Below are 25,834 nucleotides of genomic sequence, written 5' to 3'. Positions count from 1 at the left end.
GGGCCGGAGAGCCGGCGTCCCTCGGTTCGGCACCGGATTGGTCCGGACCGGGGCCGGGCGCTGCCTGCTACCGTCGGCCGTGAAGATCGCGACGAACGGTGAAAAGGGGTAGCGCGATGGGCGGCGACAGCGCCGGGCGGGCATTCATAGGGTCGTTCACCTCGAACGGCGGGCCGGGCATCACCGCCGTCGCCGTGGACCGCGACACCGGCGCACTCAGCGTTCTCGGGTCCACGGACGTCGTGCCGGACCCGTCGTTCCTCGCCGTCGGGCTGGGCCCGGGGCCGGGCGGTACCGCCCTGTACGCGGTCGGTGAGACGACCCGGGGCACGGCTGCCGCCCTGGACATCAGCGGCGGCGTACCGCGGCTTCTCGGCGGGATCCGGGCGGTGAACGGTGAGGCTCCCACCCACCTCGCGCTCGCCGGCGGTCACCTGGTCACCGCCAACTACGGCTCGGGCAGTGTCACCGCGCTGCCGGTGCGGGCCGACGGGTCGCTCGGGGAGGCGGCCTTTGTGCTCCAGCACGAGGGCAGCGGTCCGGACGCCCGCCGTCAGACGGCCCCGCACGCCCACCAGGTGCTCGCCGACCCCTCGGGCGCGTGGGTGCTCAGTGTGGACCTCGGCACCGACTCCGTACGCGTCTGCGCCCTGGATCCCGGGACCGGGGCCCTGAGCCTGCACGGTGAGACGGCGCTGCGGCCGGGCACCGGGCCGCGTCATATGGCCTTCCACCCCGGGGGCGCCCACGCCTATGTGCTCAACGAGCTGGAGCCGACCGTCACGGTGTGCCGCTGGGACGCGGCCGCCGGGGTCCTCGAACCGGCCGGTGAGATCGCGGTCCTGCCCGAGCGTCCGTCCTCGGACGACACGGTGCGTACCTACCCGTCCGAAGTGGTGGTCTCGCACGACGGACGGTTCCTGTGGACCGCCAACCGCGGGCACGACAGCATCTCGGTCGTGACCCTCGACGAGACGGGCGGGAGCGCGGCCCTGGCCGCGACCGTGAGCTGCGGTGGCCGCTGGCCGCGCGATCTCACCCTCGACCCCACGGGCCAGTGGCTGTACGCGGCCAACGAGCACTCCGGGGACGTGAGCTGGTTCGGCGTGGACGCGGAGACCGGAGTCCCGCGGTTCGCGGGCTCCATCGAGGCCCCTGCGGCCTCCTGCGTCGTCTTCGCCTGATCCGGCACCCGTACCCCTCGCACCCCGGGCCGGGGCCGGGGCGCGGTACGAGCGGCGGGGCGCGGACCGGTCATCCGGTCCGCGCCCCACCGCTTTCCTCGCCCGGAGAAGCCCCGGAGAAGCCCGGAGATGGCCGGATCAGTGCGCCGGCGCGCCCTGCGGCGTGGCAGGAGTGATCCCCAGCGTCGTGGCGTACAGCGACAGCACGAGCTTGCCGATCGCCGGGTACGCGCCCAGCGGCGCGGCGACCGCGCAGCCGGCCTCCTTCGCCGCCGCGTCCAGCAGGCCCGGGTCGACCTCGGGGCCCACCAGGTACGGCGCCAGCGCGAGCTGCGCCGAACCGGAACTCTGCAGCTGCTCCGCGACCGACGCCACCGAACCCTCCACGTCGAGGGCGGCGGCCATCACCGGCACCGCGAGGCGGGCGGCGAGGAGCATTCCGGTGATTCCGGCCGCCCGCACGGCCTCGTCGCCGCCCACCGTGGCCAGCACGATGCCGTCGGCGGCGGTCGCCACGGTGAACAGCCTCGCGCGGTCGGCGCGCGCCAGCCCGGCCTCCGAAAGCCGTACGTGCAGCGCCTCGGCGAGCAGCGGGTGCGGGCCCAGCACATCGGTCAGCTCGACCGGGGTACCGCTGTCCATGACCGCCTGCCGTATGCGCCGGATCAGGGCGCTGTCCGGCCCCGCGAGCAGCGGCACCACGACGGCGGGCGGGCCCGAGGGCTCGGCGACCTCGCGGCCCACGGCCCTGGCCTGCTCGTAGCGCGCGACGCGCTCGGCGGCGGCGTGGGTGAGAACGGTGGTCAAGGTGGGGTACTCGGCGTCGTCGCCGTCGAGGTAGCCGATCTGCGCGTTGAGACCGGGAAGCTCGGAACGGGCGATGCTGATCACCTCTTCGGCCAGACTGCGCGTGGCCGAGGAGGGGGTACCGGGAACGGCGAGAACGAGCGCGGCAGCGCCCTCGGGCGCGACCACGGGCTCCGGGCGGCGGTGCCGTCCGGACTGGCGAGGTCGCGGCATTCGTACAGGCAGGCCGGAAGCGGGCCCAGTGGGGGTGCTCATGGCGCCGCATGCTACTGGTTTTGGATGCTCCTCTGTTCGGGGAGGGTCCAGTCAGGCGTTATCTGTCCGCTTATGTCTGATGAGTGATGTACCGGGCAACTGCCCTGCTCTGTCGGTCCGGTTTCGGACAGCGGCGCGCCGCCGGGCGCCGGTGTGCGCGGGGGCGTCAGGGGCGCTCCGCCACGGGCGGGGAATCCCGTACGAGCGGGGGCGCGGACCCCGGTACGCACAGCAGCGTCGGATGGAGCGGCAGTCGCAGACCGCCTTCCGCCAGCGCCCGCGCGATCCCCAGCGCACCGTCCAGCGGATCACCCGACGCGGGGACCACGAGAGCCTGTGGCACCTGCCGGGCCAGCTCCTCGCGCAGTGGTACGAGAAGGGCGTCGCCCATCCGGAACAGGCCCCCGGTCAGGGCCACTTCGCAGCCGGGCCCGTCGTCGGGGCCTCCGCCGGAAGCCGCCCCGGGGCACACCGCGGCCGCCGCCTCGGCGATATGGCCGGCGGCCCGGCGCAGGATGTCCGCGGCGACCGGGTCATCACCGGCGCACGCCGCCACCTCGGGGGCGAACGACGCGAGCAGCGCGGGGCGGTCGGTCCGCGGGTAGAGCAGACCCGGCAGTCCCGTCGCAGGGCCGAACACGGCGGTGAGCCGGGCGAGCAGCGCGGCGGACCCCCCGCGTCGTCCGTCATGGGCGCGCATCGCCGCGTCGAGACCGGCACGGCCGATCCACGCGCCGCCGCCGGTGTCACCCAGAAGATGTCCCCAGCCATCGGCCCTGCGCCAGGTCGTCAGGTCCGTGCCGAGCGCGATCAGGCCCGTTCCGCCGGCGACGACCGCTCCCGGCCGCTGGCCCACAGCGCCCGCGTACGCGGTCACCGCGTCGGCCGCCAGGGCCAGCCGGCGCACGCCCAGCGCCTCCGCGAGCGCCGCGGGCAGCTCCGCGCGCAGCTGATCGCCGAGCGTCGCCATCCCGGCAGCCCCGACGGCCACGGCGGCGATCCGCTCCCGGGCTCCCCCGGGGGCCGGGCCGGCGCTCCGCCCGGCGCCCTGTCCGGCCTCCGGCCGCTCCAGCAGCGTCCGTACGGCGGGCAGCAGTTGTTCCAGCAGATGGGCGGCGTCGATGCCCGCCGGCCCCGTCCGCACCGGCTCGGCGCAGACGAGGGTTGCGAGCGGGCCCGGTGAGCCGGGCGTCCCGAGCGCCACGCGCAGCCCGGATCCACCCGAGTCCACACCGAGGACGTACGGGCCGACGGCCGGCGCTCCCGAAGTCCCGGACGCCGTTGCCGTATCCGTGCCGGCTGCCGTGCCGCGCGACGGCGCGTCCGTCACGGCAGCCGCCAGTCGACCGGCTGCGCGCCCTGGCGCTCCAGCAGTTCGTTGACCCGGCTGAAGGGGCGTGAGCCGAAGAACCCGCGGTCCGCCGACATGGGGGAGGGGTGCGAGGACTCGATGGCCGGGAAATTGCCCAACTGGGGCCGCAGATTGCGGGCGTCACGCCCCCACAGGACCGACACCAGCGGCGTGCCACGTGCCACCAGCGCCCGGATGGCCTGCTCGGTGACCTCTTCCCAGCCCTTGCCGCGATGCGCGGCCGGCCGTCGTGGCGCCGTCGTCAACGCCCTGTTGAGCAACAGCACCCCCTGTTCGGTCCAGGGTGTGAGATCGCCGTTGGACGGCCGCGGAAGGCCCAGGTCCGCGTGCAGCTCCCGGAAGATGTTCTCCAGGCTGCCGGGCAACGGACGGACCTCGGGTGCCACGGCGAAACTCAGCCCGATCGCATGACCCGGGGTCGGATACGGGTCCTGACCGACGACGAGGACCCGCACCTCGTCGAACGGCTGCTGGAACGCCCGCAGTACATGTGCCCCGGCGGGCAGGTAGGTGCGCCCCGCGGCGATCTCGGTGCGGAGGAAGTCGCCCATCGCGGCGATGCGGTCGGCCACGGGTTCGAGGGCCTGCGCCCACCCCGGCTCTACGATTTCTTTCAACGGTCGTGCTGCCACGAGCCGCACTCTACTGGTGATACGACCACTCCGATCAACTGCCGGTCAGGCGAGCACCACCGCCCGTACGCACAGCACATCGGGCAGATGGGACGCGAGCTGCCGCCAGCTGTCCCCGTCGTCCGCGCTCGCGTACAACTCGCCGTTGCGATTGCCGAAGTAGACGCCGGCGGGCTCCGCGTCGTCCGTGCAGAGCGCGTCGCGCAGCACCGTGCCGTAGTGCGCCCCCTCGGGCAGGCCCGTCGACAGCGGTTCCCAGGTCCGTCCCGCGTCGCTCGTGCGGAAGACCCGGCAGCGGTGCTCGGCGGGGACACGGTCGGCATCGGCGTTGATCGGGAAGATGTACGCCGTCTCGCCGCGGTGCGGGTGCGCGGCGGCGGCGAAACCGAAGTCGGACGGCAGTCCCCCGCCGATGTCGGTCCAGTGGTCCCCGGAGTCGTCGCTGCGGAACACGCCCCAGTGGTTCTGGAGGTAGAGCCGGTCGGGATCGGCGGCGTCCCGGGTGACCTTGTGGACGCACTGGCCGAATTCCGGGTCCGGGTCGGGCAGGAAGACCGCCGAGACGCCCTTGTTGGACGGGGCCCAGCTCTCCCCGCCGTCCTTGGTCCGGAACACCCCGGCGGTGGAGACCGCGACGGTCACCGCCCGCGGGTCCCGCGGGTCGGTCAGGATGGTGTGCAGCCCTTCGCCGCCACCGCCGGGCACCCACTTCGAGCGGGTCGGGTGCTCCCACAGCGGACGGACGAGCGCGAAGCTCTCGCCGCGGTCCTCGGACCGGAACAACGCCGCCGGCTCGGTCCCCGCGTAGACCACGCCGGGAGCCTCGGGGCCGGCCGGCTGCAACTGCCACACCCGCTCCAGGGACGCCCCGGTGAACGTGGGGAACTTGACCGCGGGCCGCCGGGGCTCGACCCAGGTGGCGCCGAGGTCGTCGGAGTGGAACACGGACGGGCCCCAGTGCGAACTGTCGCCGCCGACCAGGATCCGGGGAGACGGCCCGCGGGTGTCGACGCCGACCGAGTAGATCGCCTGGGCGTGGAAGTGCGGATCGCCGAACTCCCAGGTCCCGCCGCGCCTGCGGCCGATGAAGAGTCCCTTGCGGGTGCCTACCGTGAGCAGTACCTCGGTCATGACCACGACCTCCCGAAACGCCGTTGTGCCGGATACCGGCCAGTTTGCACCCGACCGCCGGCAGTGGCTCGCGCGAAGCGGGTCCGTGCGGCCCGGCGTGGCGACGGCGGTGACACCCGGAGAGGGGTGACGGGCCGGGGCGGCGACGGTCCGGGCGGGACCGGGGACGGCCGGCCCTTGACCCGTGTCCGGCGGTCGACCTAGCGTGCAGCTGCCGATAGAAAGCGCTTGCGCACGCGGTCGTGGTGGGCCGGGCGCCCGAACCCAGGAGTACCCGTGGTGACCTTCGAAGGACTGCCCGGCGCCGTCGCCGTCTCGCATCTGAGCGTCTACGACTGGCCCACCGAGGACGGCTTGCGCGGTGGCACCCCGCACATCCACCTCACCTGTTCGGAGGGCTACGTCGTGGTCGGGGGCAGCGGCTCCGTGCAGACGCTCACCGCCTCCGGGTTCCGGCGGACGCCGCTGGAACCCGGAGCCCTCGTCTGGTTCACCCCCGGCACCGTCCACCGGCTCGTCAACGAGGACGGTCTGCGCATCGTCGTCCTGATGCAGAACAGCGGGCTTCCCGAAGCCGGTGACGCCGTTCTCACCCTGCCGCCGCGCTTCCTCGCCGACCCGGACCTCTATCGTGCGGCCGTCACGCTCCCCGCGGACGGCACCGAGGCGGAGCAGGAGCGCGCCGCCCGCACGCGCCGTGACCTCGCCATCGAGGGCTTCCTCGCGCTGCGCCGCGCGGCCGGGGCGGGCGACCCCGAGCCGCTGGCCGCGTTCCACCGTGCCGCCGCCGCGCTCGTACGTCCCCGGGCCGACGACTGGCGCGAGCGCTGGCAGCGGGGGGCCGCCGCCGCGTCCGAGGCGACCGGTGAGCAGCTCGACGCGCTGGCCCGGGGTGACGGCGGCCATCTCGCGGATGCCTGCCTGCACGCCGAACAGCCTTCCGCGCGCGGCAGGTTCGGTATGTGCGGCCGACTGGACGTCTACCCGGGCTGACCGCCGGGACGGTGGCCCGTGTCGGACGTGTGCTCCAATTCCGGATATGAGGCTGGTCCCGGACGGGCCGGTCCGCGGCGAGGAGATGAGGGGCGGCGGCGATGGGTGTCGAGATCATGGACGCGGACGGACGGGAGGTACCGGTGGAGGTGATCGCCGGTGCGGCCGGCGGCCCGTCGCTGGTCGCCGTCCGGATCGGGTTCCCGGCGGGCCGGTCCGACTGGACCTGCGCCCCGGAGGCGGCCCGAGCGCTGGCGGCGGCACTCGTCCGGGCGGCCGGGGAGGCGGAGGACGCGCGGTCGGCGCGGCCCGTCACGGTCAAGGCGCGTGAACTGCTCCGCGGCGATGTGCGGGACGGTGACCGGGCGATGACGGTGGTGAGCGTCAAGGCCGACGGGAGCACCGTCCAGGTCACCTGGACATCGGGCGCCGGGCGCAGCTGGACCCAGGGCTACGACGCCGACGCCGATATCGCCCTGAGGCGTCGGCGGACCGAGGGCCGGTGAAGTACGAGAGTCTTCGTAATTCGATGAGTGTCGTAGTACGATCATTCTCGTACTAGTCGCGGGCTCTGTCACCCGCGCCTCCATTCGGTCCTTCCCGGTGAAACGGAGTCCGGCGTGAGCGCCCTTTTCGAGCCCTGCGTCCTGCGGTCGCTGACCATTCCCAACCGCGTCTGGATGGCTCCCATGTGCCAGTACAGCGCGGCGGCGTCCGGGCCGGCGGCGGGCGTCGCGCACGACTGGCACTTCTCCCACTACGCCGCCCGCGCGGCGGGCGGCACCGGCCTGATCCTGGTGGAGGCCACCGCGGTCAGTCCGGAGGGCCGGATCAGTCCGGCGGACCTCGGCATCTGGAACGACCGGCAGGTGACGGCGCTGCGCCGCATCACCGACTTCCTGGCCGGGCAGGGCACGGTGGCCGGTATTCAGCTCGCCCACGCCGGCCGCAAGGGCTCGACCGACCGCCCGTGGCGCGGCGGCGGCCCGATCGGGGCCGACGCGCCGAGTGGCGAGGGGTGGCGGCCGCTGGGGCCCAGCCCGCTGCCGTTCGACGAGGGCCACCCGGTCCCGGAGGAGCTGACCACCGGCCGGATCCAGGCCGTGGTCTCCGAGTTCGCCGACGCCGCGCGGCGGGCGCTGGCCGCGGGCTTCCAGGTCGCGGAGATCCACGGTGCGCACGGCTATCTGATCGGCGAGTTCCTCTCCCCGCACAGCAACCGCCGCACCGATGCCTACGGCGGTTCCTTCGAGAACCGCACCCGCTTCGCCCTGGAGGTCGTGGACGCGGTGCGTGAGGTGTGGCCCGAGGAACTCCCGCTGTTCTTCCGGATCTCCGCCACCGACTGGCTGACCGAGAACGAGGACGACGAACGGGACGGCTGGACCGCCGACGACACCGTCCGCTTCGCCCGCGAGCTGCGGGCGCACGGCGTCGACCTGCTGGACGTCTCGACCGGCGGGCTCGCCCCGGGGGCGCACATCCCGGCGGCCCCCGGTTTCCAGGTGCCGTTCGCCGAGCGGGTACGCACCGAGGCGGGACTGCCCGTCGCCGCGGTCGGCCTGATCACCGAACCGCTCCAGGCCGAGAAGATCCTCGCCGAGGGCCGGGCGGACGCCGTGCTGCTCGGCCGGGAACTGCTCCGCAACCCCTACTTCGCCCGCAGCGCCGCACGCGAACTGGGCGGTGAGGTGTCCGTGCCCCCGCAGTACGGCCGCGCGGCCTGAGGGCGATGTGGGTATCCAGCCGGACATATGGGCATCGCCCCACCTTGGTGCATGGTTCACCCGCGGTTTCCGGTGTCACGCCACTCTGTGACGAGGGGCCGGCGGCAGCCCCGGGGGCTGCCCGTCATGGATGCGTACGCACATCGATGCGACGATCCCGCCGTGCCGGCCCTTTCCGTACAGAGGAGAGCACGTCGTCATGCGCCAGCCCCTGCCCGAATGGGCCGACCCGAACGTCCCCGCCGAATCGCTCGACGCCCAAGGGCTCAGCCGCCGGGGGATACTGCGCCGCGCGGGCCTGTTCAGCGCCGCTTTCGCCGCCGCGTCGCTGGCGTCACCGGCCCAGGCATCGGGCCGGGGCGGCGGTCACGGCGGCGGCCACGGCGGGGGGCATGACGGGGGGCACGGGAACGGCCACGGCCATGGCCACGGTGGCAGTGATCCGGAACTGGCCTACCTGGTCGGTGACCATCACAACCACTCCGTCTACAGCCACGACGCCAAGTACACCTTCTCCCAGCTGGCCACCGCCGGGCGGAGGTTCGGGCTCGACTGGATGGTCTTCACCGAGCACAGCAACATCGGGCACGCCGAGTTCGGCGCACAGCAGGAACACCGCGAGATCCTGAAGGCCCGGGCGCGGAACAAGCGCATGCTGATCTTCCAGGGTCTGGAGTGGTACATCCCCGGTGCCGAACACTGCACCGTCTTCTCCCCGCCCGGACGGCACGAGGTCGACCTGCTCACCCGCTTCGAGGCGGCGTACGACGGAAAGCTGCTCGGCTACACGGCCGGCGGGCCGACGCACCCCGACACGCCCCGCAACGAGGCACACGCGGTCAAGGCCCTCCAGTGGCTCGCCGAACAGCGCCGTACCGGCTACGTCGACGACGTACTCGTCCTGGCCAACCACCCGATGCGGCTCGGCATCGACTCCCCGCACGAACTGCGCGGCTGGCGCGACGCGGCGCCCGGAATCATGATCGGGATGGAAGGCGCACCCGGTGCGCAGGCCGGAGCGATCCCCGGCTGGCACCCGCCGGCCAACGTCCGCGGCGAGTACACCAACCAGCCGTCCGCCGACTCCTGGCCGGGCTACCCGCGCGAGGCCTACGTCACCCACGGCGGCTTCGACTGGGCGACGGCGACGGTCGGCGGACTCTGGGACGCGATGCTGGCCGAGGGCAAGCTCTTCACCATCACCTCCAACTCCGATGTCCACCGCGTCGCCCAGGACACCTGGGTCAACGGCGCCTGGCCGCCCGGCGCGACGTTCGACAGCACCGGCCGCCTCCCGGACCCGTACAACACCACCGAGCCGCAGCCCGGGGGCGACTTCTGGCCCGGCCAGTTCAGCCGTACGCATGTGGGCGTCACCCGGTACGGCTACCGCGACGTGATGGCGGGGCTCCGGGCCGGCCGGGTCTGGGTCGACCACGGTCATCTCCTGGACGCCGTCGATGTCCGGCTGCGCGGCGAACACGGCCGTGGCGTCACCCTCGGCGGCCGGCTGCGCGCCCGGCGCGGCGAGAAGCTCACGCTGGACGTCACGGTGACCACGGCATCCCGCCGCAACCCGCACGGCCTGCTCCCGAAGCTCACCCATGTCGATGTCATCCGCGGCGCCGTCACCGGTCCGGCCGCCGACCGCGACGCGTGGCGGGCCCCCGACACCCGGGTCGCCCATACGACGGACGTCTCCGGGCGCCGTGGAACGTACACACTGCGCATCCCCGTCGGACGCGCCGACGAGCCGTTCTACCTGCGGCTGCGCGGCAGCGACGGCAAGCGCCACGGGACGGGACCGCTCGGCAGGTCCGTCGACCCGCACGGCCCGCTCCCGCACGAGCCCGGACAGGGCAACCCGTGGCTGGACACCTGGTTCTACACCAACCCGGTCTTCGTGGACGTGTCCGGGCGATGACCCCGGTCAGGGCCCGCCGGTCGGTACGCTGACCGGCAATGTTCACACAAGAGGGCCCCACGTTCCGCGAGCTGGCCGCCCAGGCGCTCTCCTCCACCGAGCGTGGATACGACCTGCTCGCCCCTAAGTTCGACCACACGCCCTACCGGACACCCGGCCGGGTTCTCGACGCCGTCACCCGCGCCGTGCGTCCGCTGGGACCGTTCGACGCCGGGCTCGACGTCTGCTGCGGCACCGGGGCAGGTGTGGGCGTGCTGAGGCAGCTGTGCCGGGAGCGGGTCACCGGGGTCGACTTCAGCGCGGGCATGCTCGCCGAGGCCCGGTCGGCGCTGCCGGACGCTGCCGGGGGACCGGTGGTGGACTGGGTACGGGCCGACGCGCGGGCACTGCCCTTCACCGCGTCCTTCGATCTGGCGCTGAGCTTCGGCGCGTTCGGGCACTTCCTGCCGAAGGAGCGCCCCGGGCTGTTCGCCCAGGTGTACGGGGCGCTGCGGCCGGGCGGACGGTTCGTCTTCCCGCTGGGCGCGCCGCCCGTGGTGGGATCCCGGGACTACTGGGCGCTGTTCGGATTCGACGTGGCGATGCGGGTGCGCAATGCGCTCTGGCACCCGCAGTTCATCATGTACTACCGCACGTTCAGGCTCCCCGACGTCCTGGGCGACCTGACCCGGACGGGCTTCTCCGTGCGGCTCCTGCCGCTGACGGAGCTGGGGCCGCGGGCCGACGGCAGCCCGCGCGCCCGGCTGGTGGTGGCGACCCGGGAATGACGCCGGGACGCCTCCCGGGGACCACCCCGGGCCCGGCCCCGGCGGCGGCCGAGGGCGGCCTCCGGGCCCTGCCCCGGGGTGGTAATTCCGATGACTCTCGTACCATGGAGTCCCCTGGACGAAGTGGAGCCACCGTGACCCCCGCAAGCGCCACCACCGCGGTCCCCGACGCCTCTGCCGCCGGTACCGGTGTCCAGTCGGCACCCGCGGACCCGGCCGCTGCGACGGGGCCCCGTGCACTGGCCCATCCCGCGCGCGAGGAGATCCGGATCGAGAACGTGCTGCACGCGCTGGCCGACCCGATACGCCTGCGCATCGTCCGCCGACTGTCGGGCGCGGGCGAGGAACTGGCCTGTTCGCGGTTCGACCTTCCGGTGTCCAAGTCCACCTCCACCCACCACTTCCGGGTGCTGCGCGAGAGCGGCGTCATCCACCAGATCTACCGGGGCACCGCGAAGGTCAGCGGCCTGCGGCAGGAAGACCTGGACGCGCTCTTCCCCGGACTGCTCGACAGCGTTCTCCGGGCCGCGGACCACCAGGCCCGACGTCTCGGCGAGGAAGGGCACGTACGACGGATCGCGGGCTGACCGAGACGGGCGGGCACTGTGCCCGCCCGTCAGCTCATCAGTCCGCGCATCCGGTCGATCTCCACCGTCTGCTGGGCGACGACATCACCCGCCATCTCCTCGACCAGCACGTTGTTCCCCTCCGAGAGCGCCTCGGTGGCCATCGTGATCGCCCCTTGATGATGGGTGATCATCAGCTTGAGGAACAGTTCGTCGAACGTCTTGCCCCGCGCCCCGCGCAACTCCTTCAGCTGCGCGCCGCTCGCCATGCCGGGCATCGCCGAGTGGTCGTGCGTCTCCTTGCGGCTGTCTCCGCCATTGCTTTTCAGCCACCCTTCCATCGCACCGATCTCCGGCTTCTGGCCTGCGGATATGCGCTCCGCCAGCCGCTTGACGGATGTGGAGGAGGCGCGGTCCGGGACGAGTTCCGTCATGACGAGGGCCTGGCCGTGGTGCTGGATCATCATCCGCGCATAGCGGAAGTCGGCGGAGTTCGCGGTGTCCTGGCCGGCGGCCTTCACGGCCTCCTCGGCGGAGAGCGTCCGGGCCGGCTCTCCCGGCTTGCCGGGTGCCACGACCGACGCACCCGGGTTCGACCCGGCCTTCGGGCTTCCGCCGCCCTCTGCCGCATCACAGGCGGTCAGGGCCAGGGCCGCGGCAACGGCCGCTGCGGTGAGGGCGGTTGCGCGCACACGCGTGGACTGACGGCGGATCAACACGGCGACCTCCTGTGCCACAAGGGTTTGTTGCAGACCGTCCTAGCACGCTTCCGCGCGGTGATGATCAAAAGTTTTCATTACGTCTGTGTTGCCATCTGTTGGTGTGTACATGAGAAGGACGATACTGCCGGGGTCCGTAAGCCGTTCAACTTCGAACGGATACAAGGGAGGACGCAGTGACCTCGTTGCCCACCACCCGTGTGCGGCGCAGACGTCTGGGCGTGGCGGCAGCCGCGGCCGGGCTCTTCGCCACTCTGCTGACGGCCACCACCGCAGCCGCGACGCCCGACCCCGGCGACGCCCCGGTACAGCGCGGCGGCATCTCCGCGAGCCAGGAGGCGGAAGCCGCGGCCGCCATCAAGAGCGGCGAGATCCCCGGCGTGGACGAGATCGTCCACAGCGACAACATCAAGCACCTCGCCAACATCCCGAAGGACGCCCTCAAGGGCACCAACACGGATCTGGCGTTCCAGGGCAAGTACGCCTTCTCCGGCAACTACGACGGCTTCCGCATCTTCGACATCAGCAACCCGAAGAAGCCGAAGACGGTCTCCCAGGTCCTCTGCCCCGGCTCGCAGAACGACATCTCCGTCTCCGGGGACCTGCTGTTCCTGTCCACCGACTCCTCGCGCAACGACAACTCCTGTGCCAGCACCACCCAGCCCGCCACGGAGAAGTCCTCCTGGGAGGGCATGAAGGTCTTCGACATCAGCGACAAGCGCAACCCGAAGTACGTCGCCGCCGTCGAGACCGCATGCGGTTCGCACACCCACACGCTGGTGCCCGAGCGCAGGAACGTCTACGTGTACGTCTCCTCGTACTCGCCCAGCGAGGCGTTCCCGGACTGCCGGCCGCCGCACGACGGCATCTCCGTCATCAAGGTGCCGCGCAGCGCGCCCGAGAAGGCCGCGATCGTGAACTTCCCCGTGCTCTTCCCGGACGGCGGGAACCCGGGTGCGCCCGAGAACCCGGGTGTCTCCAGGACGACCGGCTGCCACGACATCACCGTTCTGCCGTCGAAGGACCTGGCCGCCGGCGCCTGCATGGGTGACGGCCTGCTGTTCTCCATCAAGGACCCGGAGAACCCGAAGATCATCGACCGGGTCCAGGACAACGTGAACTTCGCGTTCTGGCACTCGGCGACGTTCAACCAGGACGCCGACAAGGTCGTCTTCACCGACGAGCTCGGCGGCGGCGGCGCGGCCACCTGCAACGAGGAGATCGGCCCGGACCGCGGCGCCGACGGCATCTACGACATCGTGGGCCGCGGTGACCACCGCAAGCTCGTCTTCCGCAGCTACTTCAAGATCGACCGCCACCAGGCCGACGTCGAGGTCTGCGTCGCCCACAACGGTTCGATCATCCCGGTCAAGGGCCGTGACCTGATGGTCCAGGCCTGGTACCAGGGCGGTATATCCGTCTGGGACTTCACCAACTCCTCGAAGCCCGAGGAGATCGCCTACTTCGAGCGCGGTCCCGTCACGCTCGACGGGGTCACCACGGCCGGTTCGTGGTCGGCGTACTACTACAACGGCTACATCTACTCCAACGACATCGCCAAGGGCTTCGACGTCCTGAAGCTCGACGACCGGCGCACCGACCCGGCGAAGAGGGTCCGGCTGAAGGAGCTCAACGTGCAGACGCAGCCGGACTACTTCGACCGCTGAGCCGTCCCTTCGTCACGCATCCGGACATCCCGGGGCGAGACCGGGGTACGCCGGGCGGTTCCCCGCCGGGCGTACCCCGCCCGGCGGGGCTTCACCGTGATAATTCATTGACCGATGAGTCGCACGGGGACATGCTGTATCCCTGCGCCGACACCCTCCAGCTCCTCGGTCGTCGGCGTGGCCCGTGGCCGTACCCCTCAGGGACCGGGCCACGGGTGCGCGCCTGGATCCGGCGACGCGGGGGATCGCCGGAATCAGGCGTGCTCCATGCGCACGAGCCCGTCCCGGGCGTCCCAGGAACCGACCGCGGTGAATCCGGCCCGCTCGTACAGCGCGACGGCGCCGGTGAGCCGGCTCCACACCGAGAGCCGCAGCCGATGGCCCCCACCGGACTTCGCCGCATGGGTCAGCGCCCCCTCGACGAGGGCGGGGGCGACGCCACGCCCCCGTGCAGGGGGATCCACCCTGAGCCTTTTGATCTCCGCCCTGGCTTTCGCCGGGCTCCGCGTCAGGCCGCGTCCCGGGCACTTCCGCCGGTGGCCGCCGCCCACTCCACCAGCAACCGCTGATACTCCGCCTCGCCGTCCGGGGACAGCAGCCCACCGGAGCGCTGCCACAGGTCGCGGATCTCTTCATTCACCACTGCTGCGGAACGCGTGGGGCGCATCGGACGCACGGAACGGGACGAGGACGGAATGGGGGACATGCGTACAAGGCTACGACCCCTGTCCGACAATCCGACCCATTGTGCGGCAGGGATATCCCTCACATGCCCGCCTGCCGGGTGCCACCACGGGATGTGAGGTGTGTCGCCCGGCGTGTCCGCACGGCCGCTCCCGGCCTTTCGCCGGCCCGCTCCAGGGGGCTCTGTCCCGGGCCTCCTGCGGCCCTTGCCCACAGGGCTCAGCCGTCGTGGCGAGGGGCGGCAGCCCCTGTTGTCGTACGGGCCGTCCAAGCGTGGTGTCCGGCGATCGAGAACGCCACGACGGCCACGCCCAGCAGTACGCCCTCCAGCACATCGGTCATCCAGTGCACGCCCAGATAGATCCGGGTGAACCCCACGCCGGCCACGGAGATTCCCGCCACGACGAGTGCGCCCCGCCACACGCGCGGCCCCGCTCCGAACACGCGCAGCAGCCACAGGAACAGCCCACAGGTCACGACCGCCGTCATGACGTGACCGGACGGGAACGCCGCGTAATGGGCCGAGTCCACCGGATCGGGCCACTCGGGACGCTCCCGGCCGACTGCGGCCTTCAGGCCCTGCTGTACGAGGGTGGAGACCAGACTCGTCGCCGCCACCCATCCGGCGAGCAGCCGTGCGCCGTGCCACCACAGGCCGATCACGACGACGGCGACGAGCGCGCGCATCGTCCAGGGATCCCACACCCAGTCCGTCAGCACCCGGTTGAGGTGGACCAGACCCGGTTCGCTCACGGCATGCCGGTGCAGTTCCCCGGCGACCGTGCGGTCCAGCGACATCAGTGGGGACCAGCGCGTGACCACGAGAACCATCAGCAGCGCGGCGAGGCAGGCGCTGACGCCGGCCGCCCGAAGGGCACGCGGGGCGGTACGGGGTCGGCCGGGCCGGTACGAGGGTGGGGTGTGCATGGGGTGATCCTCGCGGACGCCCCCGCTCACCGGCTATCCCAGGGCACTGAGCCCGGGAATGAACGCCACCAGCAGCGGAACGACCGGCACCAGCGCGGCCGCGGCGGTCAGCCGCAGCCGACGGCCGGCCGTGAGCCGCTCGACCGGGGCCAGCAACCGGTTCACCCGCAGCGGCACTTCCGCCTGCGGCGTCGGGCAGGGGCCGAACACCCCGCGGTCCTCGTTGAGTTCGACCAGCGCGAGCGCGATCGTGAGCCGGCCGAAACGACGCGATGCCACATCGTCGGCGGCCAGCTCGACCAGCCGGTGCATCTCGTCGCGGAACGCGGCGAACACGGGGATCTGCGGGAAGCCGGTCGCCAGCGCCGAGGAGCAGTTGAGCAGCCAGTCGTGCCGAGCCTGGGCGTGCCCCTGCTCATGGGCGAGCACCGCATCCAGCTGACGGCCCTTCAGGCGGCCCAGCGCGGCGGTGGTGATGACCAGTTGGGGAGCTGCGCCGGGAAGCCACCAGGCGTCGGGACGCTCGCCCTCCAGCACCACGAGCCGCCCGCTGCCGGGCTCCTCGCCGGGCAACAGCGGGGAGCGGACCAGCAGTTCGGCGCGACGCTGCCCTCGGCGGCGCCGCGCGCGGCGGATCTCCCGGAACAGCATGGTGGCGCTCCAGACGCCCCCGAGGGCCAGCAGTACCGCGATGACGGCCGACCACGGTCCGTACGCCGCCAGTGCGTAGGCCTCCACGACGGCGCGCGGCGCGGGGGCGAAGACTTGGCCGCGGACCGCCTGCCACGCGGCGGCCGCGCTGAACGTCATCGACAGGCCGAACGACAGCAGCACCGCCGCCACCACGCACTGCCACACCCACAGCGCCACCACGGGCTCGCGCTCCGGCCAACGGGCCCGCGCCATCAGTCGCGGGGTCACCAGGGCGGCCAGCGCACCGAGCAACAGCAGCACGAGGGAGACCAACATGGGCGTCAGCCTATGAGGGCGGGGTTCCCCCGGGTATGGATGCGACCGCCAAGTGACGTACGACACTGTTTGAAGGGTGTGCTGTCTCACAGGGTGAGCAGCATCGCGAACATCGCCATCCCCATCGTGAGCCGGCAGGCCAGCGTGAGCTCGGGCCGGTCGCCCCAGCCACCGCCCGTACCGCCCGCGCCGCGCGCAGGCCCCGCACCTCCGACGCCTCCCGCACCTCCGAAGCCGCCCGTACCGCCCGCGGGGACGGCCACGGGTATCAGGCGCCCGGCGGACCGCAGCACATAGAACGCGTAGTACACCAGCAGGGCGCCGGTCAGCAGGGGTATCCCTCCGGCCTCCGGCGCGGCGGGGCCCGGGGCGCCATGCCCGGCGTGCCCACCGCTCCACGTGATGCCCGGGGCCATCATCAGGGCCATGTAGACCATGGCCAGCGAACCGACCAGATGATGCAGATGGTGCCCCCCGCGCCGGACGGACCACATGGCCCGCAGCGCGGCGCCGCCGAACAGCGCCGCGTACACCGCCCAGGCCCACGCCGGGGGCGTGAGCACGGCGGCCGGCACGGCCATCGCCGCCATACCGAATCCCATCAACGCCTCCGCGCGCGCGGTGCTGCGTTCCTGCGGGCCACCACTGCGCGTACGCAGCAGGCAGTACGCGCCCGTCACCCCGCACAGCACCATCAGCAGCCAGCCGGTCAGGGCCGGTCCGTGCACGGCGCACCTCCCCCTGGGCCAGTCGCTCAGGACATCGACACCGGTGTCGGGTCGACTGATCGATGCCCACGCCACACCGGTCGTACCCGGCGCATTGGAGTGTTGGGGGAGTGCGCCGGGGCCTGCGAGGAGCGGTTCCGGCCGGGTTAGTGTCGTGAGGAGCGCTCGGCGGCATGAAGAGCGATCGGCGCAGAGAAACGCATCGGCAGCAGAGACAGACACAGGAGAGCTCCGCCATGGACACCGCCCTGCCCCTCGAACCGGACCGGCTCACCTTCCGCGACGCGACCGAGGACGACATCCCGGCGCTCGTGGTGCTGGTCGAGTCGGCCTACCGCGGCGACTCCAGCCGGGCCGGCTGGACCACGGAGGCGGACATCCTCCAGGGGCAGCGCACCGATGAGGACGGGGTGCGCGCCGTGGTCACCGCGCCCTCCGGCCGGCTGCTCGTGGTCGAGCGGGACGGCGCACTGGTCGCCTGCTGCCAGCTCGAACACCGGGGCGAGGCCGCGTACTTCGGCATGTTCGCGGTGCGGCCCGGTCTCCAGGGCGCCGGTCTCGGCAAGAAGATCATCGCCGAGGCGGAACGCACGGTCCGGGAGGACTGGGGCGTGAGCGAGATGCATATGACGGTGATATCCGTGCGCGACGAGCTGATCGCCTGGTACGAGCGCCGCGGCTACCGCCGTACGGGAGAGCTCACCCCGTTCCCGTACGGCGAGGAGCGCTTCGGTATCCCGCAGCGCCCGGACCTGGCCTTCGAGCTGCTGGTGAAGACCCTGTAACCCCCGCTCCCCGGGCCGACGGCTCCCGCTCCGGAGCCGGTGGCGGGAGCGGGCGTGGAGAGCGGCCGGGCGCGGGGCGCGGCCGGGAACGCTCAGGCGGTGAACCGTCCGGCGCGGCGGATCTCCGGAAAGTCGGTCGTCGCGCCGTCCAGGCCCAGCGCGCGCACCAGCCGCAGGTGGTCCTGGGTGTTCACCACCCATCCGATCACCTTCAGGCCCTCGCGGTGCGCCTCCTCGACGACCTCCAGGGTGAGGCGCCGGATGTTCAGCGCGAGCGTCGCCGCGCCCACGGCCTTGGCCCGTTCCACCACATCGCCGCCCCAACGGCTGGCGATGAGCACCGTCCGTACTCCGGGTACGAGGCGGGCGATCTCGGCCACCGCCTCGTCGTGGAACGAGGACACCTCCACCCGGCCGGCGAGTCCACGCCGCACCATCACCCCCGCCAGCGCACGCGCGGCCGCGGCGTCCTTGATCTCCGCCTGGAGCGGTGAGGCGACGGTGTCGAGGACCTCCTCGAAGACGGGCACCCGCTCTCCCTGTCCGGCGTCCAGCTCGCGCAGTTCGGCGAGGGTCTTCCCGGCGATCGGCCCGGTGCCGTCCGTCGTGCGGCCCACGTCGGCGTCATGCATCACGGCGAGCGCGCCGTCCCTGCTCAGATGGAGATCCAGCTCGATGGCGTCCATCCCGGCCTGTTCGGCGCGGACGAAGGACCGCAGGGTGTTCTCCGGTTCGACGCCCATGACCCCGCGGTGGCCGATGGTGAGAAAAGTCAAGGCGATCTCGCTTCCGTCGTCGGCTGCCCCGCGAGCTGCTTCTGCCCAGGGGGCTGTAGGGCATTCCGGCACTGCGGAGGGTAATGGCCCGGGGGACGGCTGTCTTCCGCCGCGAGGGGGCGGCCCTCCCTGTCCCGCCCAGGCGAAGCGAACTGACCGTCATGACGGTGCACGGCAGGAAAAACAGCGGTGACCATGGGGGGTCCGCAGGATATTTTTCGGCTCCACACTTGTCCGATGGAACCGCGCGCGGTTACGGTGGCTTTACGCGAGGTTCTCCCGTGGAGGAAGTGTGATGACGGAAATTCTTGTGCACGAAGCCACCGAAGGTGCGATAGCTGCTGCCCAGCGGGTGATCGAGCACCCGGCCTGGCCCGCGCTCAAGGACGCCGTGGAGGAGATCCGGCCCTGGCAGTCCAAGGACGGTTCCATCGACTTCGAGGCCGAGGGCGCCCCGGCACCCGACGCCGCCGCGGCCGCCGTCGACCGGGTGATCACCGCGGTCGAGGAGCTCTCCCCGCTGCTTCCGCACGACGCCGAGTACCACCGTGCTCTCGCCGCGGACCTGCGCCGCTGGGCGGCGGACGGTTTCCGGGTGCCGGACTTCCTCGACTCGCTGCTCGCCTTCCAGCCCGCCAAGGACCGTGTGGACGGCCTCCAGCACCTGGTCGTCTTCGCGATGTACACGCAGAACGGCAACCCCGACCGCAACCTCGAAGCGGTCGTGCTGAGGATGGTCTGGCCCGAGTGGCTCGCCGACCTCGAAGCCACCCGCTACGACAACCCCCTCTTCTGCGGCATCACCTTCGAGGACTTCACCGCCGGCTACGACACCAACTCCGCGGTGCTCTTCCCGGAGACCATCGCCGTGCGCGAGGCCCCCGAGCGCTTCAGCTGGGGCGGCATCTTCTGCGACCGCGAAGCCGCCCGCTTCCGCCGGGTGACCGAGGCGTCCGTCGATCTCCTCGGCCTGGAGCTGCCCGAGGACATCCGCGAGATGGTCGGCGACCAGGACCGCTGCGAGCAGGCCTTCGTGCTCTGGGACATGGTCCACGACCGCACCCACAGCCATGGCGACCTGCCGTTCGACCCCTTCATGATCAAGCAGCGCCAGCCGTTCTGGATGTACGGCCTGGAGGAGCTGCGCTGTGACCTCACCGCCTTCAAGGAGGCCGTGAAGCTGGAGGCCGACGGCTTCGGCCAGGGCCGGGACGTGCAGTACGCCGTACTGTTCGACCGGATGTTCCGCTTCCCCGTCACCGGCGAGCGCGTCCGCAACTACGACGGCCTCGGCGGTCAGCTCCTCTTCGCGTACCTCCACAAGCACGATGTCGTCCGCTGGACCGACAACACGCTGAAGATCGACTGGGAGCGCGCCCCGCAGGTCACCAACCAGCTCTGCGCCGAGATCGAGAAGCTCTACCGCGACGGCATCGACCGTCCCAAGCTGGTCCACTGGTTCGCCGCGTACGACCTGGTCGCGACCTATCTCTCTCCGCACCCCGGCTCGCGCTGGGCCAAGGGTCCGGACGCCCTGGACCTCAGTCTGCCCCCGCGTAAGCTCGTTGACGACGTGCTTCCGGACGAGTTTCCCCTGAGCATGTTCTATGAGGCGCTTTCCAAGAAGCTGAAGAACGTGATCGCCTCCACCAAGGGGATCACCGCGACGAATGCAGAGCGGGCAGCCGCGTGAGCGCTGGTGCCAAGGAGACGGTGGCCATGAACGGAATCGGTAAGGGCAACGGAACCGGGACGCTCGAAGGCGCGGTGATCGCGGTGGCCGGAGCGGCGGGCCCGGCCGGCCGGGCGACACTGCTCCGGCTCGCCGAGGCCGGCGCGACCGTCGTCGCGTCCGACGCCAACCCCGAGCGGCTGGCCGAAGCGGTCGACGCGGCGCGGTACGCCCACGGCGGTGCGACCGTCACCGGCGACACCGTCGATCTGCTCGATCTTTCGGCGGCCCGGGACTGGGCGGCCAAGACGGAGAAGGAATTCGGCCGGATCGACGGCCTGGTCCACCTCGTCGGCGGCTGGCGCGGCAGCGCCACCTTCGAGGAGACCGACCTGGCCGACTGGGACGTGCTGGAGAAACTGCTGATCCGCACAGTGCAGTCCACCTCGCTCGCCTTCCAGGGCGGTCTGCAGCGCAGCGACCGGGGCCGCTATGTGCTGATCAGCGCCGCCGGGGCGAGCAGGCCCACGGCGGGCAACGCCGCCTACGCGTCCGCCAAGGCCGCGGCAGAGGCCTGGACGCTCGCGCTCGGCGACGCCTTCCGCAGAGCGGGGGGCGACGAGGGGCCGAGGACGGCGGCTGCGATCCTGGTCATCAAGGCACTGGTGCACGACGCGATGCGCGCCGAGCGCCCGAATGCGAAGTTCGCGGGCTTCACCGACGTCAAGGAGCTGGCCGAGGCCATCGCCGGCGTCTGGGACAAGCCCGCCGCAGAAGTGAACGGAAAGCGCCTGTGGCTGACTCCGCAACCGTAAGGACCGACGCCCGACGTCACCATGACCCGCAGGCACGTGGCTTCGCCAGTGACAACTACGCGGGCGCGCACCCGGAGGTCCTGGCCGCCCTCGCCCTCGCCAACGGCGGCCATCAGGTCGCCTACGGGGAGGACGATTACACCGGCCACCTCCAGCGGGTCATGCACAGTCACTTCGGATCCACCGCCGAGGCCTTCCCGGTCTTCAACGGCACCGGGGCCAACGTCGTCGCCCTCCAGGCGCTGACCGACCGCTGGGGCGCCGTGATCTGCGCCGAGTCCGCCCACATCAATGTGGACGAGGGCGGCGCCCCGGAGCGGATGGGCGGACTGAAGCTGCTCACCGTGCCGACCCCGGACGGCAAGCTGACACCCGAGCTCATCGACCGGCAGGCGTTCGGCTGGGACGACGAGCACCGGGCGATGCCGCAGGTCGTCTCGATCGCCCAGAACACCGAGCTGGGCACGGTCTACACACCGGACGAGATCCGCGCGATCTGCGACCACGCCCACGAGCGGGGCATGAAGGTCCACCTCGACGGTGCCCGGATAGCCAACGCCGCCGCGTCGCTGGACGTACCGATGCGTACGTTCACCAACACGGTCGGTGTCGATGTGCTGTCCTTCGGCGGCACGAAGAACGGTGCCCTCTTCGGCGAGGCCGTCGTCGTGCTCAACCCCGACGCGGTCCGGGCGATGAAGCACCTGCGCAAGCTGTCGATGCAGCTCGCCTCCAAGATGCGCTTCGTCTCCGTCCAGCTGGAGGCCCTGCTCTCGCGTGACCTGTGGCTGCGCAACGCCCGCCAGGCCAACGCCATGGCGCAGCGGCTCGCCGAGGGGGTGCGGGCGATCGACGGGGCGGAGATCCTGTACCCCGTGCAGGCCAACGCCGTCTTCGCGCGACTGCCGCACGATGTCGGTGAACGTCTGCGGAAGCGCTTCCGGTTCTACTACTGGGACGAGACGGCCGGGGACGTCCGCTGGATGTGCGCCTTCGACACGACCGAGGACGACGTCGACGCGTTCATCCAGGCGCTCAAGGAAGAAATGGCGAACAGCTCGGCGGCGAAGTAGCGCCCCTCGCCCGGGACCCATGTGAACAGGCGGCCGACGGGAGATCAACTGATTCCCGTCGGCCGCCTGTTCGTGCCGGCGCGCCGTCCGTTCGTACCGGACCGCCGGCTGGCCGGAATCAGGGCTCCACGACGGCTTCCCTGCCGCTCGGTGATCTCTTCGAGGCGCCGACAGCGAGTGCCAGCAGCGCCAGTGCGCCCAGCCCGAGGGCGGCCGCGATGGCCGGCAGAAGCCCGGCCCCCAGGGTGCTCAGGGTCAGGCCCCCGACGACTCCGCCCAGCGAGACTCCGAGATAGGTGCCCGAGGTGTTGAGCGCCATGGCCTGCGGGGCGGCAGGCCCGGCGAGCAGATAGAGGCGTGCCTGGATCGCCGGGGAGTTCCAGAAGGCGATGCCGCCCCAGACCGTCCCCACCACGAGGAGCACGGAGAACGGCACCGGACGGACGGACCACAGCACCCCGAGTGCCGCCATGACGCAGGTGAACGCGCTGATTCCGGCGATCAGCGTGCGGTCCGGCCCCCACCGGTCGGTGGCCTTCCCACCCGCCCAGATACAGAGGATGCCGGCGACCCCGGACAGGCTGAAGGACAGCGCGCGCTGATCCACGTCGGCCCGGCTCACGGAGGTGAGGAAGGGAGCCATGTACGTCAGCATCATCATCGAACCGGTCATGAGCACGCAGTTCGCCAGCAGTCCCAGCGCTACCGGCGCGTTGGCGAGGGCGCGCAGCTGTTCGGGGACGCTGAGCGCCTCACCGGCCGCCTCCCGCTCGCGGGGCAGGGTCAGGAGCAGGAGGAGCAGCGCCGCGGCCCCCGCCACCGCCATCGAGAGGAACGTCGCTCGCCAGCCGTAGTGGCCGCCGATCCAGGTGCCGATCGGAACCCCGGCGGCGATCGACCCCGTGACGCCGAGTGACACCACCGCCACGTACCCGCCGATCCGGCCTGCCGGAGCCCGCCCGGCGGCGTACGCGAACACCGCCGGTGTGGAGGCCGCCGCCGCGAGCGCGGCCACGATCCGCAGGGCCACCAGAAGGCCGAAGCCGGTTGCCGAGGCAGCTGCCAGGTTCGCCACGATGAAGATCGCGAACGAGGCGGTGAACAGGCGACGGCGTGACACCCGGGCCAAGGCGAACGCGGCGACCGGTGCGGCCAGCGCGACAGTGAGAGAGAAAACGGTGACCAGCTGACCGGCGTGCGCCTCGCTGACCTCCATATCTTTCGCGAGTTCCGGCAGAACCCCCGCGATCACATAGTCATCCGTATAGAACACAAAAGCCGCAGCGAGCAGAGCGAAAAGCCATGCGGGCACAACCGATCTCCTTTTGCGCTTCGAAGAAGCCTGAAAGTGAGCGGATCAGGTCAATGGGCGGGGTCGGATCAATGGGCGGGGTCGGATCAATGGGTGGTCGGTGCGGCGCCGGGCGAATTCACCAGGATCGAGCGCAGGTGCGCCCGCAGTGTTCTGCGCAGCCGCTCGACGCCGATCGACCCGTGCGGCGTCACCGAATCGAGAATCAGGCCGCCCAGGACCGCGATGAGCCGCTCGGCCTCCTCGGCCGGCTCGTCCACATCGAGAACGCCCAGGGCGTCCGTGATGACCTGACGCATGTCGGCGGCCATCTGTTCGGTCACCGGGCGGAAGATCGGGTTCACCCGGGCGGCAACGATGAATTCCGTCAGGACGATCGACTCGACGCGGCGTTCCTCGTCGATCGGCAGGAGTTCCTCGACCAGTTCCTGCAGGGCGTTGACGGCGGATTCGCCCGTGAGTCCGGACAGGGCGTCGGCCGGATACCGGGTGAGTCTTCTTCCCATGCGGGCGCCGACCTCGCTCGCGGCCGCCATGAGAAGACTGCGGTGGTCGTCGAAGTAATGGCGTACCGATCCGATGTTCCACCCCGATTCGGCGGCGACCTTCCGCAGTGACAAACCGCTGAAGCCCTCGTCGACCAGGAGGCGGAAAGCAGCCTCGATGACATCCGCGCGGCGCTGTTCGAGATCAATTCGAGCTGGCATCGCCAAACATTATCACAGGTGTGACAAATAAAGGGGACGGGTCTGCGGGGGCGTTGTCGTCCATGCGGCGACGGGGGCGTCACCGCGGGTCCACGAAGGCGGTCCTCCCGCCGGTGAGCTTCGCCGACGGTCCTCCCGTCGTGAGCCTCGCGCCCATGACGGATCGGCGAGCCCGGAGCCACAGGCACCGAACTCGCCGATCAGTGGAAGAGGCCGGTCCCCGGTGCGCGGATCACCCTCCGCGTCCCGGAGTGACGTTTCCGCCCGAGCGCCCGGCCGGGCGGCAGGGGTCAGCCGAGCTCGCGCACCTCGGCGGGTGTCGGGGCCGTGCCTCCGAGGTGGGCGGGCACCCACCAGGTGTCGCTCGCGTCCCGGGGGCGCACCGGATAGGCGCGCTGCGCGGCTTCGAGGAGCTCCTGCACCCGCTCCCGCAGTCGCCGGGTGATGGCACCGGCGTACTGGTCTGCGGGCGCCTCCACGGGCTCGCCGACCCGGATGGTGATCGGGATGTGGCTGCGCTTGAAATTGCGCGGCCGTCCCTTGGTCCAGATCCGCTGCGTGCCCCACAGGGCCATCGGGATCAGCGGTACGCCGGCCTCCTGGGCCAGCCGGGCGGCGCCCGACTTGAAGCTCTTGAGCGTGAACGACTGCGAGATGGTCGCTTCCGGGAACACCCCGACGATCTCACCGGAGCGCAGCGATTCGAGCGCGTGCGCGTACGCGTCCTCGCCCTGGTTGCGGTCGACCGGGATGTGCTTCATCCCGCGCATCAGGGGGCCGGAGATCCGGTGCCGGAAGACCGATTCCTTCGCCATGAACCGGACGAGCCGCTTCTGCGGCAGGGCGCCGAGGCCGGTGAAGATGAAGTCCAGATAGCTGATGTGGTTGCTGACCAGTACCGCACCGCCGGTCTTCGGGATGTGCTCCGAACCCTGAGTGTCGATCTTCAGGTCGAGCGCCTTGAACAGAGTGCGAGCGGCGCCGATGACCGGCCGATAGACGAGTTCTGCCATCTGGGGAAGACCCTTCTTCAGCGCCTGAGGAGGGTTCTCCCGGCGGAAGTTACGCAGCCGTAGGTTTTCGGCATTGTGGCGATGGTGCCCCATGCGCGACGCGCTGGCCAGTCCCGGTGGGTGCGGGGCGCGAGATTCTCGTCACGTGGGAACTGCGGGAATGTCCCGCCGCCGGCCGGTGCTGACTCTTTGCGTAGAGCTCTGACAGGAGGCCGGAAGTGGACGGGCGGACACGCAACGACAGGCTCGACGCGTCCCAACTCGGCGCGGAACTGGGGGATCGGGCCACCCTCGTCCAGTTCTCCAGCGCCTTCTGCCAGCCCTGCCGGGCCACCCGGCGCACGCTCGTGGAGGTGGCCGGGATGGTCGAAGGGGTCGCCCACATCGAGATCGACGCGGAGGCGCATCTCACTCTCGTGAGGCAGTTGGACATCACCAGTACGCCGACCGTACTGGTGCTCGATGCCCGGGGGGACGTCGTCCGCCGGGCATCGGGGCAGCCGCGCACCATGGACGTCGTCGCGGCACTGGGGCGGGCCATATGACGGACCGTGACACATCTCCCACATTGCGGAACGCCCTTGACCGCACCCGCTGCGCATCGTCAGTCTGACGCTATGCCGCCAGTA

General features: G+C 71.4%; 27 protein-coding genes. 13 read left to right on the top strand and 14 right to left on the bottom strand.

Annotation, left to right across the window (positions count from 1 at the left end):
* Positions 1-116: 116 nt before the first annotated feature.
* The gene (locus OHA98_RS24475) at positions 117-1,184 is read left to right on the top strand and encodes a lactonase family protein (protein WP_266928893.1); all 1,068 of its coding nucleotides are present in this window, start codon (positions 117-119) and stop codon (positions 1,182-1,184) included.
* A gap of 138 nt (positions 1,185-1,322) precedes the next feature.
* Here OHA98_RS24475 and OHA98_RS24470 read toward each other — a convergent pair whose 3' ends face one another.
* The 4 genes from OHA98_RS24470 to OHA98_RS24455 form a co-directional block, all read right to left on the bottom strand.
* Entirely contained in the window at positions 1,323-2,246 is a 924-nt protein-coding gene (locus tag OHA98_RS24470; protein WP_266928892.1) for a sirohydrochlorin chelatase, read from the bottom strand.
* A gap of 166 nt (positions 2,247-2,412) precedes the next feature.
* On the bottom strand, positions 2,413-3,477 hold the full coding sequence (locus tag OHA98_RS24465) for a BadF/BadG/BcrA/BcrD ATPase family protein (protein WP_266928891.1): 1,065 nt from the start codon (positions 3,475-3,477) through the stop codon (positions 2,413-2,415).
* A gap of 95 nt (positions 3,478-3,572) precedes the next feature.
* The gene (locus tag OHA98_RS24460; protein ID WP_266928890.1) at positions 3,573-4,250 is read right to left on the bottom strand and encodes a uracil-DNA glycosylase; all 678 of its coding nucleotides are present in this window, start codon (positions 4,248-4,250) and stop codon (positions 3,573-3,575) included.
* A 45-nt stretch (positions 4,251-4,295) separates the two neighbouring features.
* Positions 4,296-5,381: an exo-alpha-sialidase gene (locus OHA98_RS24455; protein ID WP_266928889.1), complete on the bottom strand. Its 1,086-nt coding sequence runs from the start codon at positions 5,379-5,381 to the stop codon at positions 4,296-4,298.
* A gap of 276 nt (positions 5,382-5,657) precedes the next feature.
* On the opposite strand from OHA98_RS24455, the gene OHA98_RS24450 reads away from it, so the two are divergent.
* From OHA98_RS24450 to OHA98_RS24425, 6 genes are all read left to right on the top strand, one after another.
* Positions 5,658-6,374, top strand: a complete 717-nt coding sequence (locus tag OHA98_RS24450) for a cupin domain-containing protein (RefSeq protein WP_266928888.1) — start codon at positions 5,658-5,660, stop codon at positions 6,372-6,374.
* 101 nt (positions 6,375-6,475) lie between these two features.
* Positions 6,476-6,880, top strand: a complete 405-nt coding sequence (locus OHA98_RS24445) for a hypothetical protein (RefSeq protein WP_266928887.1) — start codon at positions 6,476-6,478, stop codon at positions 6,878-6,880.
* Between the two features lie 114 nt (positions 6,881-6,994).
* Positions 6,995-8,101 carry an NADH:flavin oxidoreductase/NADH oxidase gene (locus OHA98_RS24440; RefSeq protein ID WP_266928886.1) on the top strand — a complete coding sequence of 369 codons (1,107 nt, stop codon included), beginning with the start codon at positions 6,995-6,997 and terminating at the stop codon, positions 8,099-8,101.
* Positions 8,102-8,300: 199 nt separating this feature from the next.
* A complete protein-coding gene (locus tag OHA98_RS24435; protein WP_266928885.1) occupies positions 8,301-10,025 on the top strand; it encodes a PHP domain-containing protein in 1,725 nt (574 codons plus the stop codon).
* A 38-nt stretch (positions 10,026-10,063) separates the two neighbouring features.
* A complete protein-coding gene (locus tag OHA98_RS24430; RefSeq protein WP_266928884.1) occupies positions 10,064-10,792 on the top strand; it encodes a class I SAM-dependent methyltransferase in 729 nt (242 codons plus the stop codon).
* A gap of 239 nt (positions 10,793-11,031) precedes the next feature.
* Positions 11,032-11,379 carry a helix-turn-helix transcriptional regulator gene (locus OHA98_RS24425; RefSeq protein ID WP_266930889.1) on the top strand — a complete coding sequence of 116 codons (348 nt, stop codon included), beginning with the start codon at positions 11,032-11,034 and terminating at the stop codon, positions 11,377-11,379.
* A gap of 29 nt (positions 11,380-11,408) precedes the next feature.
* Here the strand turns inward: OHA98_RS24425 and OHA98_RS24420 are convergent, their stop codons facing one another.
* Complete coding sequence (locus tag OHA98_RS24420; RefSeq protein ID WP_266928883.1) at positions 11,409-12,095, bottom strand: DUF305 domain-containing protein; 687 nt, start codon at positions 12,093-12,095, stop codon at positions 11,409-11,411.
* Between the two features lie 158 nt (positions 12,096-12,253).
* Here OHA98_RS24420 and OHA98_RS24415 point away from each other — a divergent pair, with 158 nt between their 5' ends.
* Positions 12,254-13,744, top strand: a complete 1,491-nt coding sequence (locus OHA98_RS24415; protein WP_266928882.1) for an LVIVD repeat-containing protein — start codon at positions 12,254-12,256, stop codon at positions 13,742-13,744.
* A 254-nt stretch (positions 13,745-13,998) separates the two neighbouring features.
* On the opposite strand, the gene OHA98_RS24410 is transcribed toward OHA98_RS24415, so the two are convergent.
* The 5 genes from OHA98_RS24410 to OHA98_RS24390 form a co-directional block, all read right to left on the bottom strand.
* Positions 13,999-14,295, bottom strand: a complete 297-nt coding sequence (locus tag OHA98_RS24410) for an N-acetyltransferase (RefSeq protein ID WP_266928881.1) — start codon at positions 14,293-14,295, stop codon at positions 13,999-14,001.
* The gene (locus OHA98_RS24405) at positions 14,253-14,450 is read right to left on the bottom strand and encodes a hypothetical protein (protein ID WP_266928880.1); all 198 of its coding nucleotides are present in this window, start codon (positions 14,448-14,450) and stop codon (positions 14,253-14,255) included. The genes OHA98_RS24410 and OHA98_RS24405 overlap by 43 nt, the downstream gene beginning before the upstream one ends.
* A 197-nt stretch (positions 14,451-14,647) precedes the next feature.
* Positions 14,648-15,355, bottom strand: a complete 708-nt coding sequence (locus tag OHA98_RS24400) for a phosphatase PAP2 family protein (protein ID WP_266928879.1) — start codon at positions 15,353-15,355, stop codon at positions 14,648-14,650.
* A gap of 33 nt (positions 15,356-15,388) precedes the next feature.
* Positions 15,389-16,324 (bottom strand): M56 family metallopeptidase, encoded by a 936-nt coding sequence (locus OHA98_RS24395; RefSeq protein ID WP_266928878.1) that lies wholly within the window; start codon positions 16,322-16,324, stop codon positions 15,389-15,391.
* 86 nt (positions 16,325-16,410) lie between these two features.
* The gene (locus OHA98_RS24390; protein WP_266928877.1) at positions 16,411-17,052 is read right to left on the bottom strand and encodes a DUF5134 domain-containing protein; all 642 of its coding nucleotides are present in this window, start codon (positions 17,050-17,052) and stop codon (positions 16,411-16,413) included.
* Between the two features lie 236 nt (positions 17,053-17,288).
* On the opposite strand from OHA98_RS24390, the gene OHA98_RS24385 reads away from it, so the two are divergent.
* Complete coding sequence (locus tag OHA98_RS24385) at positions 17,289-17,837, top strand: GNAT family N-acetyltransferase (protein ID WP_266928876.1); 549 nt, start codon at positions 17,289-17,291, stop codon at positions 17,835-17,837.
* 92 nt (positions 17,838-17,929) lie between these two features.
* Here the strand turns inward: OHA98_RS24385 and OHA98_RS24380 are convergent, their stop codons facing one another.
* Positions 17,930-18,580 (bottom strand): glycerophosphodiester phosphodiesterase family protein, encoded by a 651-nt coding sequence (locus OHA98_RS24380; RefSeq protein ID WP_266930888.1) that lies wholly within the window; start codon positions 18,578-18,580, stop codon positions 17,930-17,932.
* Between the two features lie 328 nt (positions 18,581-18,908).
* Between OHA98_RS24380 and OHA98_RS24375 the strand changes: the two genes are divergently transcribed.
* Genes OHA98_RS24375 through OHA98_RS24365 form a run of 3 tightly spaced genes read left to right on the top strand, consistent with a single transcriptional unit; the run spans position 18,909 to position 22,173 of the window.
* Complete coding sequence (locus OHA98_RS24375) at positions 18,909-20,306, top strand: DUF6421 family protein (protein WP_266928875.1); 1,398 nt, start codon at positions 18,909-18,911, stop codon at positions 20,304-20,306.
* A 26-nt stretch (positions 20,307-20,332) separates the two neighbouring features.
* Positions 20,333-21,100, top strand: coding sequence for an SDR family oxidoreductase (locus OHA98_RS24370; protein WP_266928874.1), 768 nt, complete (start codon positions 20,333-20,335; stop codon positions 21,098-21,100).
* Complete coding sequence (locus OHA98_RS24365; RefSeq protein WP_266928873.1) at positions 21,079-22,173, top strand: low specificity L-threonine aldolase; 1,095 nt, start codon at positions 21,079-21,081, stop codon at positions 22,171-22,173. Before OHA98_RS24370 ends, OHA98_RS24365 begins: the two co-directional genes overlap by 22 nt.
* 118 nt (positions 22,174-22,291) lie before the next feature.
* Here OHA98_RS24365 and OHA98_RS24360 read toward each other — a convergent pair whose 3' ends face one another.
* The 3 genes from OHA98_RS24360 to OHA98_RS24350 all read right to left on the bottom strand — a co-directional run bounded on the left by OHA98_RS24360 (position 22,292) and on the right by OHA98_RS24350 (position 25,205).
* Positions 22,292-23,485 carry an MFS transporter gene (locus OHA98_RS24360; RefSeq protein WP_266928872.1) on the bottom strand — a complete coding sequence of 398 codons (1,194 nt, stop codon included), beginning with the start codon at positions 23,483-23,485 and terminating at the stop codon, positions 22,292-22,294.
* Between the two features lie 86 nt (positions 23,486-23,571).
* Positions 23,572-24,192 (bottom strand): TetR/AcrR family transcriptional regulator, encoded by a 621-nt coding sequence (locus OHA98_RS24355; RefSeq protein ID WP_266928871.1) that lies wholly within the window; start codon positions 24,190-24,192, stop codon positions 23,572-23,574.
* A gap of 290 nt (positions 24,193-24,482) precedes the next feature.
* Positions 24,483-25,205, bottom strand: coding sequence for a 1-acyl-sn-glycerol-3-phosphate acyltransferase (locus tag OHA98_RS24350; RefSeq protein ID WP_266928870.1), 723 nt, complete (start codon positions 25,203-25,205; stop codon positions 24,483-24,485).
* A 218-nt stretch (positions 25,206-25,423) separates the two neighbouring features.
* On the opposite strand from OHA98_RS24350, the gene OHA98_RS24345 reads away from it, so the two are divergent.
* Positions 25,424-25,750 (top strand): thioredoxin family protein, encoded by a 327-nt coding sequence (locus OHA98_RS24345; protein WP_266928869.1) that lies wholly within the window; start codon positions 25,424-25,426, stop codon positions 25,748-25,750.
* Positions 25,751-25,834: the final 84 nt, after the last annotated feature.

This window comes from Streptomyces sp. NBC_00654, assembly GCF_026341775.1.
Taxonomy (GTDB): domain Bacteria; phylum Actinomycetota; class Actinomycetes; order Streptomycetales; family Streptomycetaceae; genus Streptomyces.
Note: the sequence above shows the minus strand (reverse complement) of the source record. Positions and strands in the feature narration are given on the sequence as shown.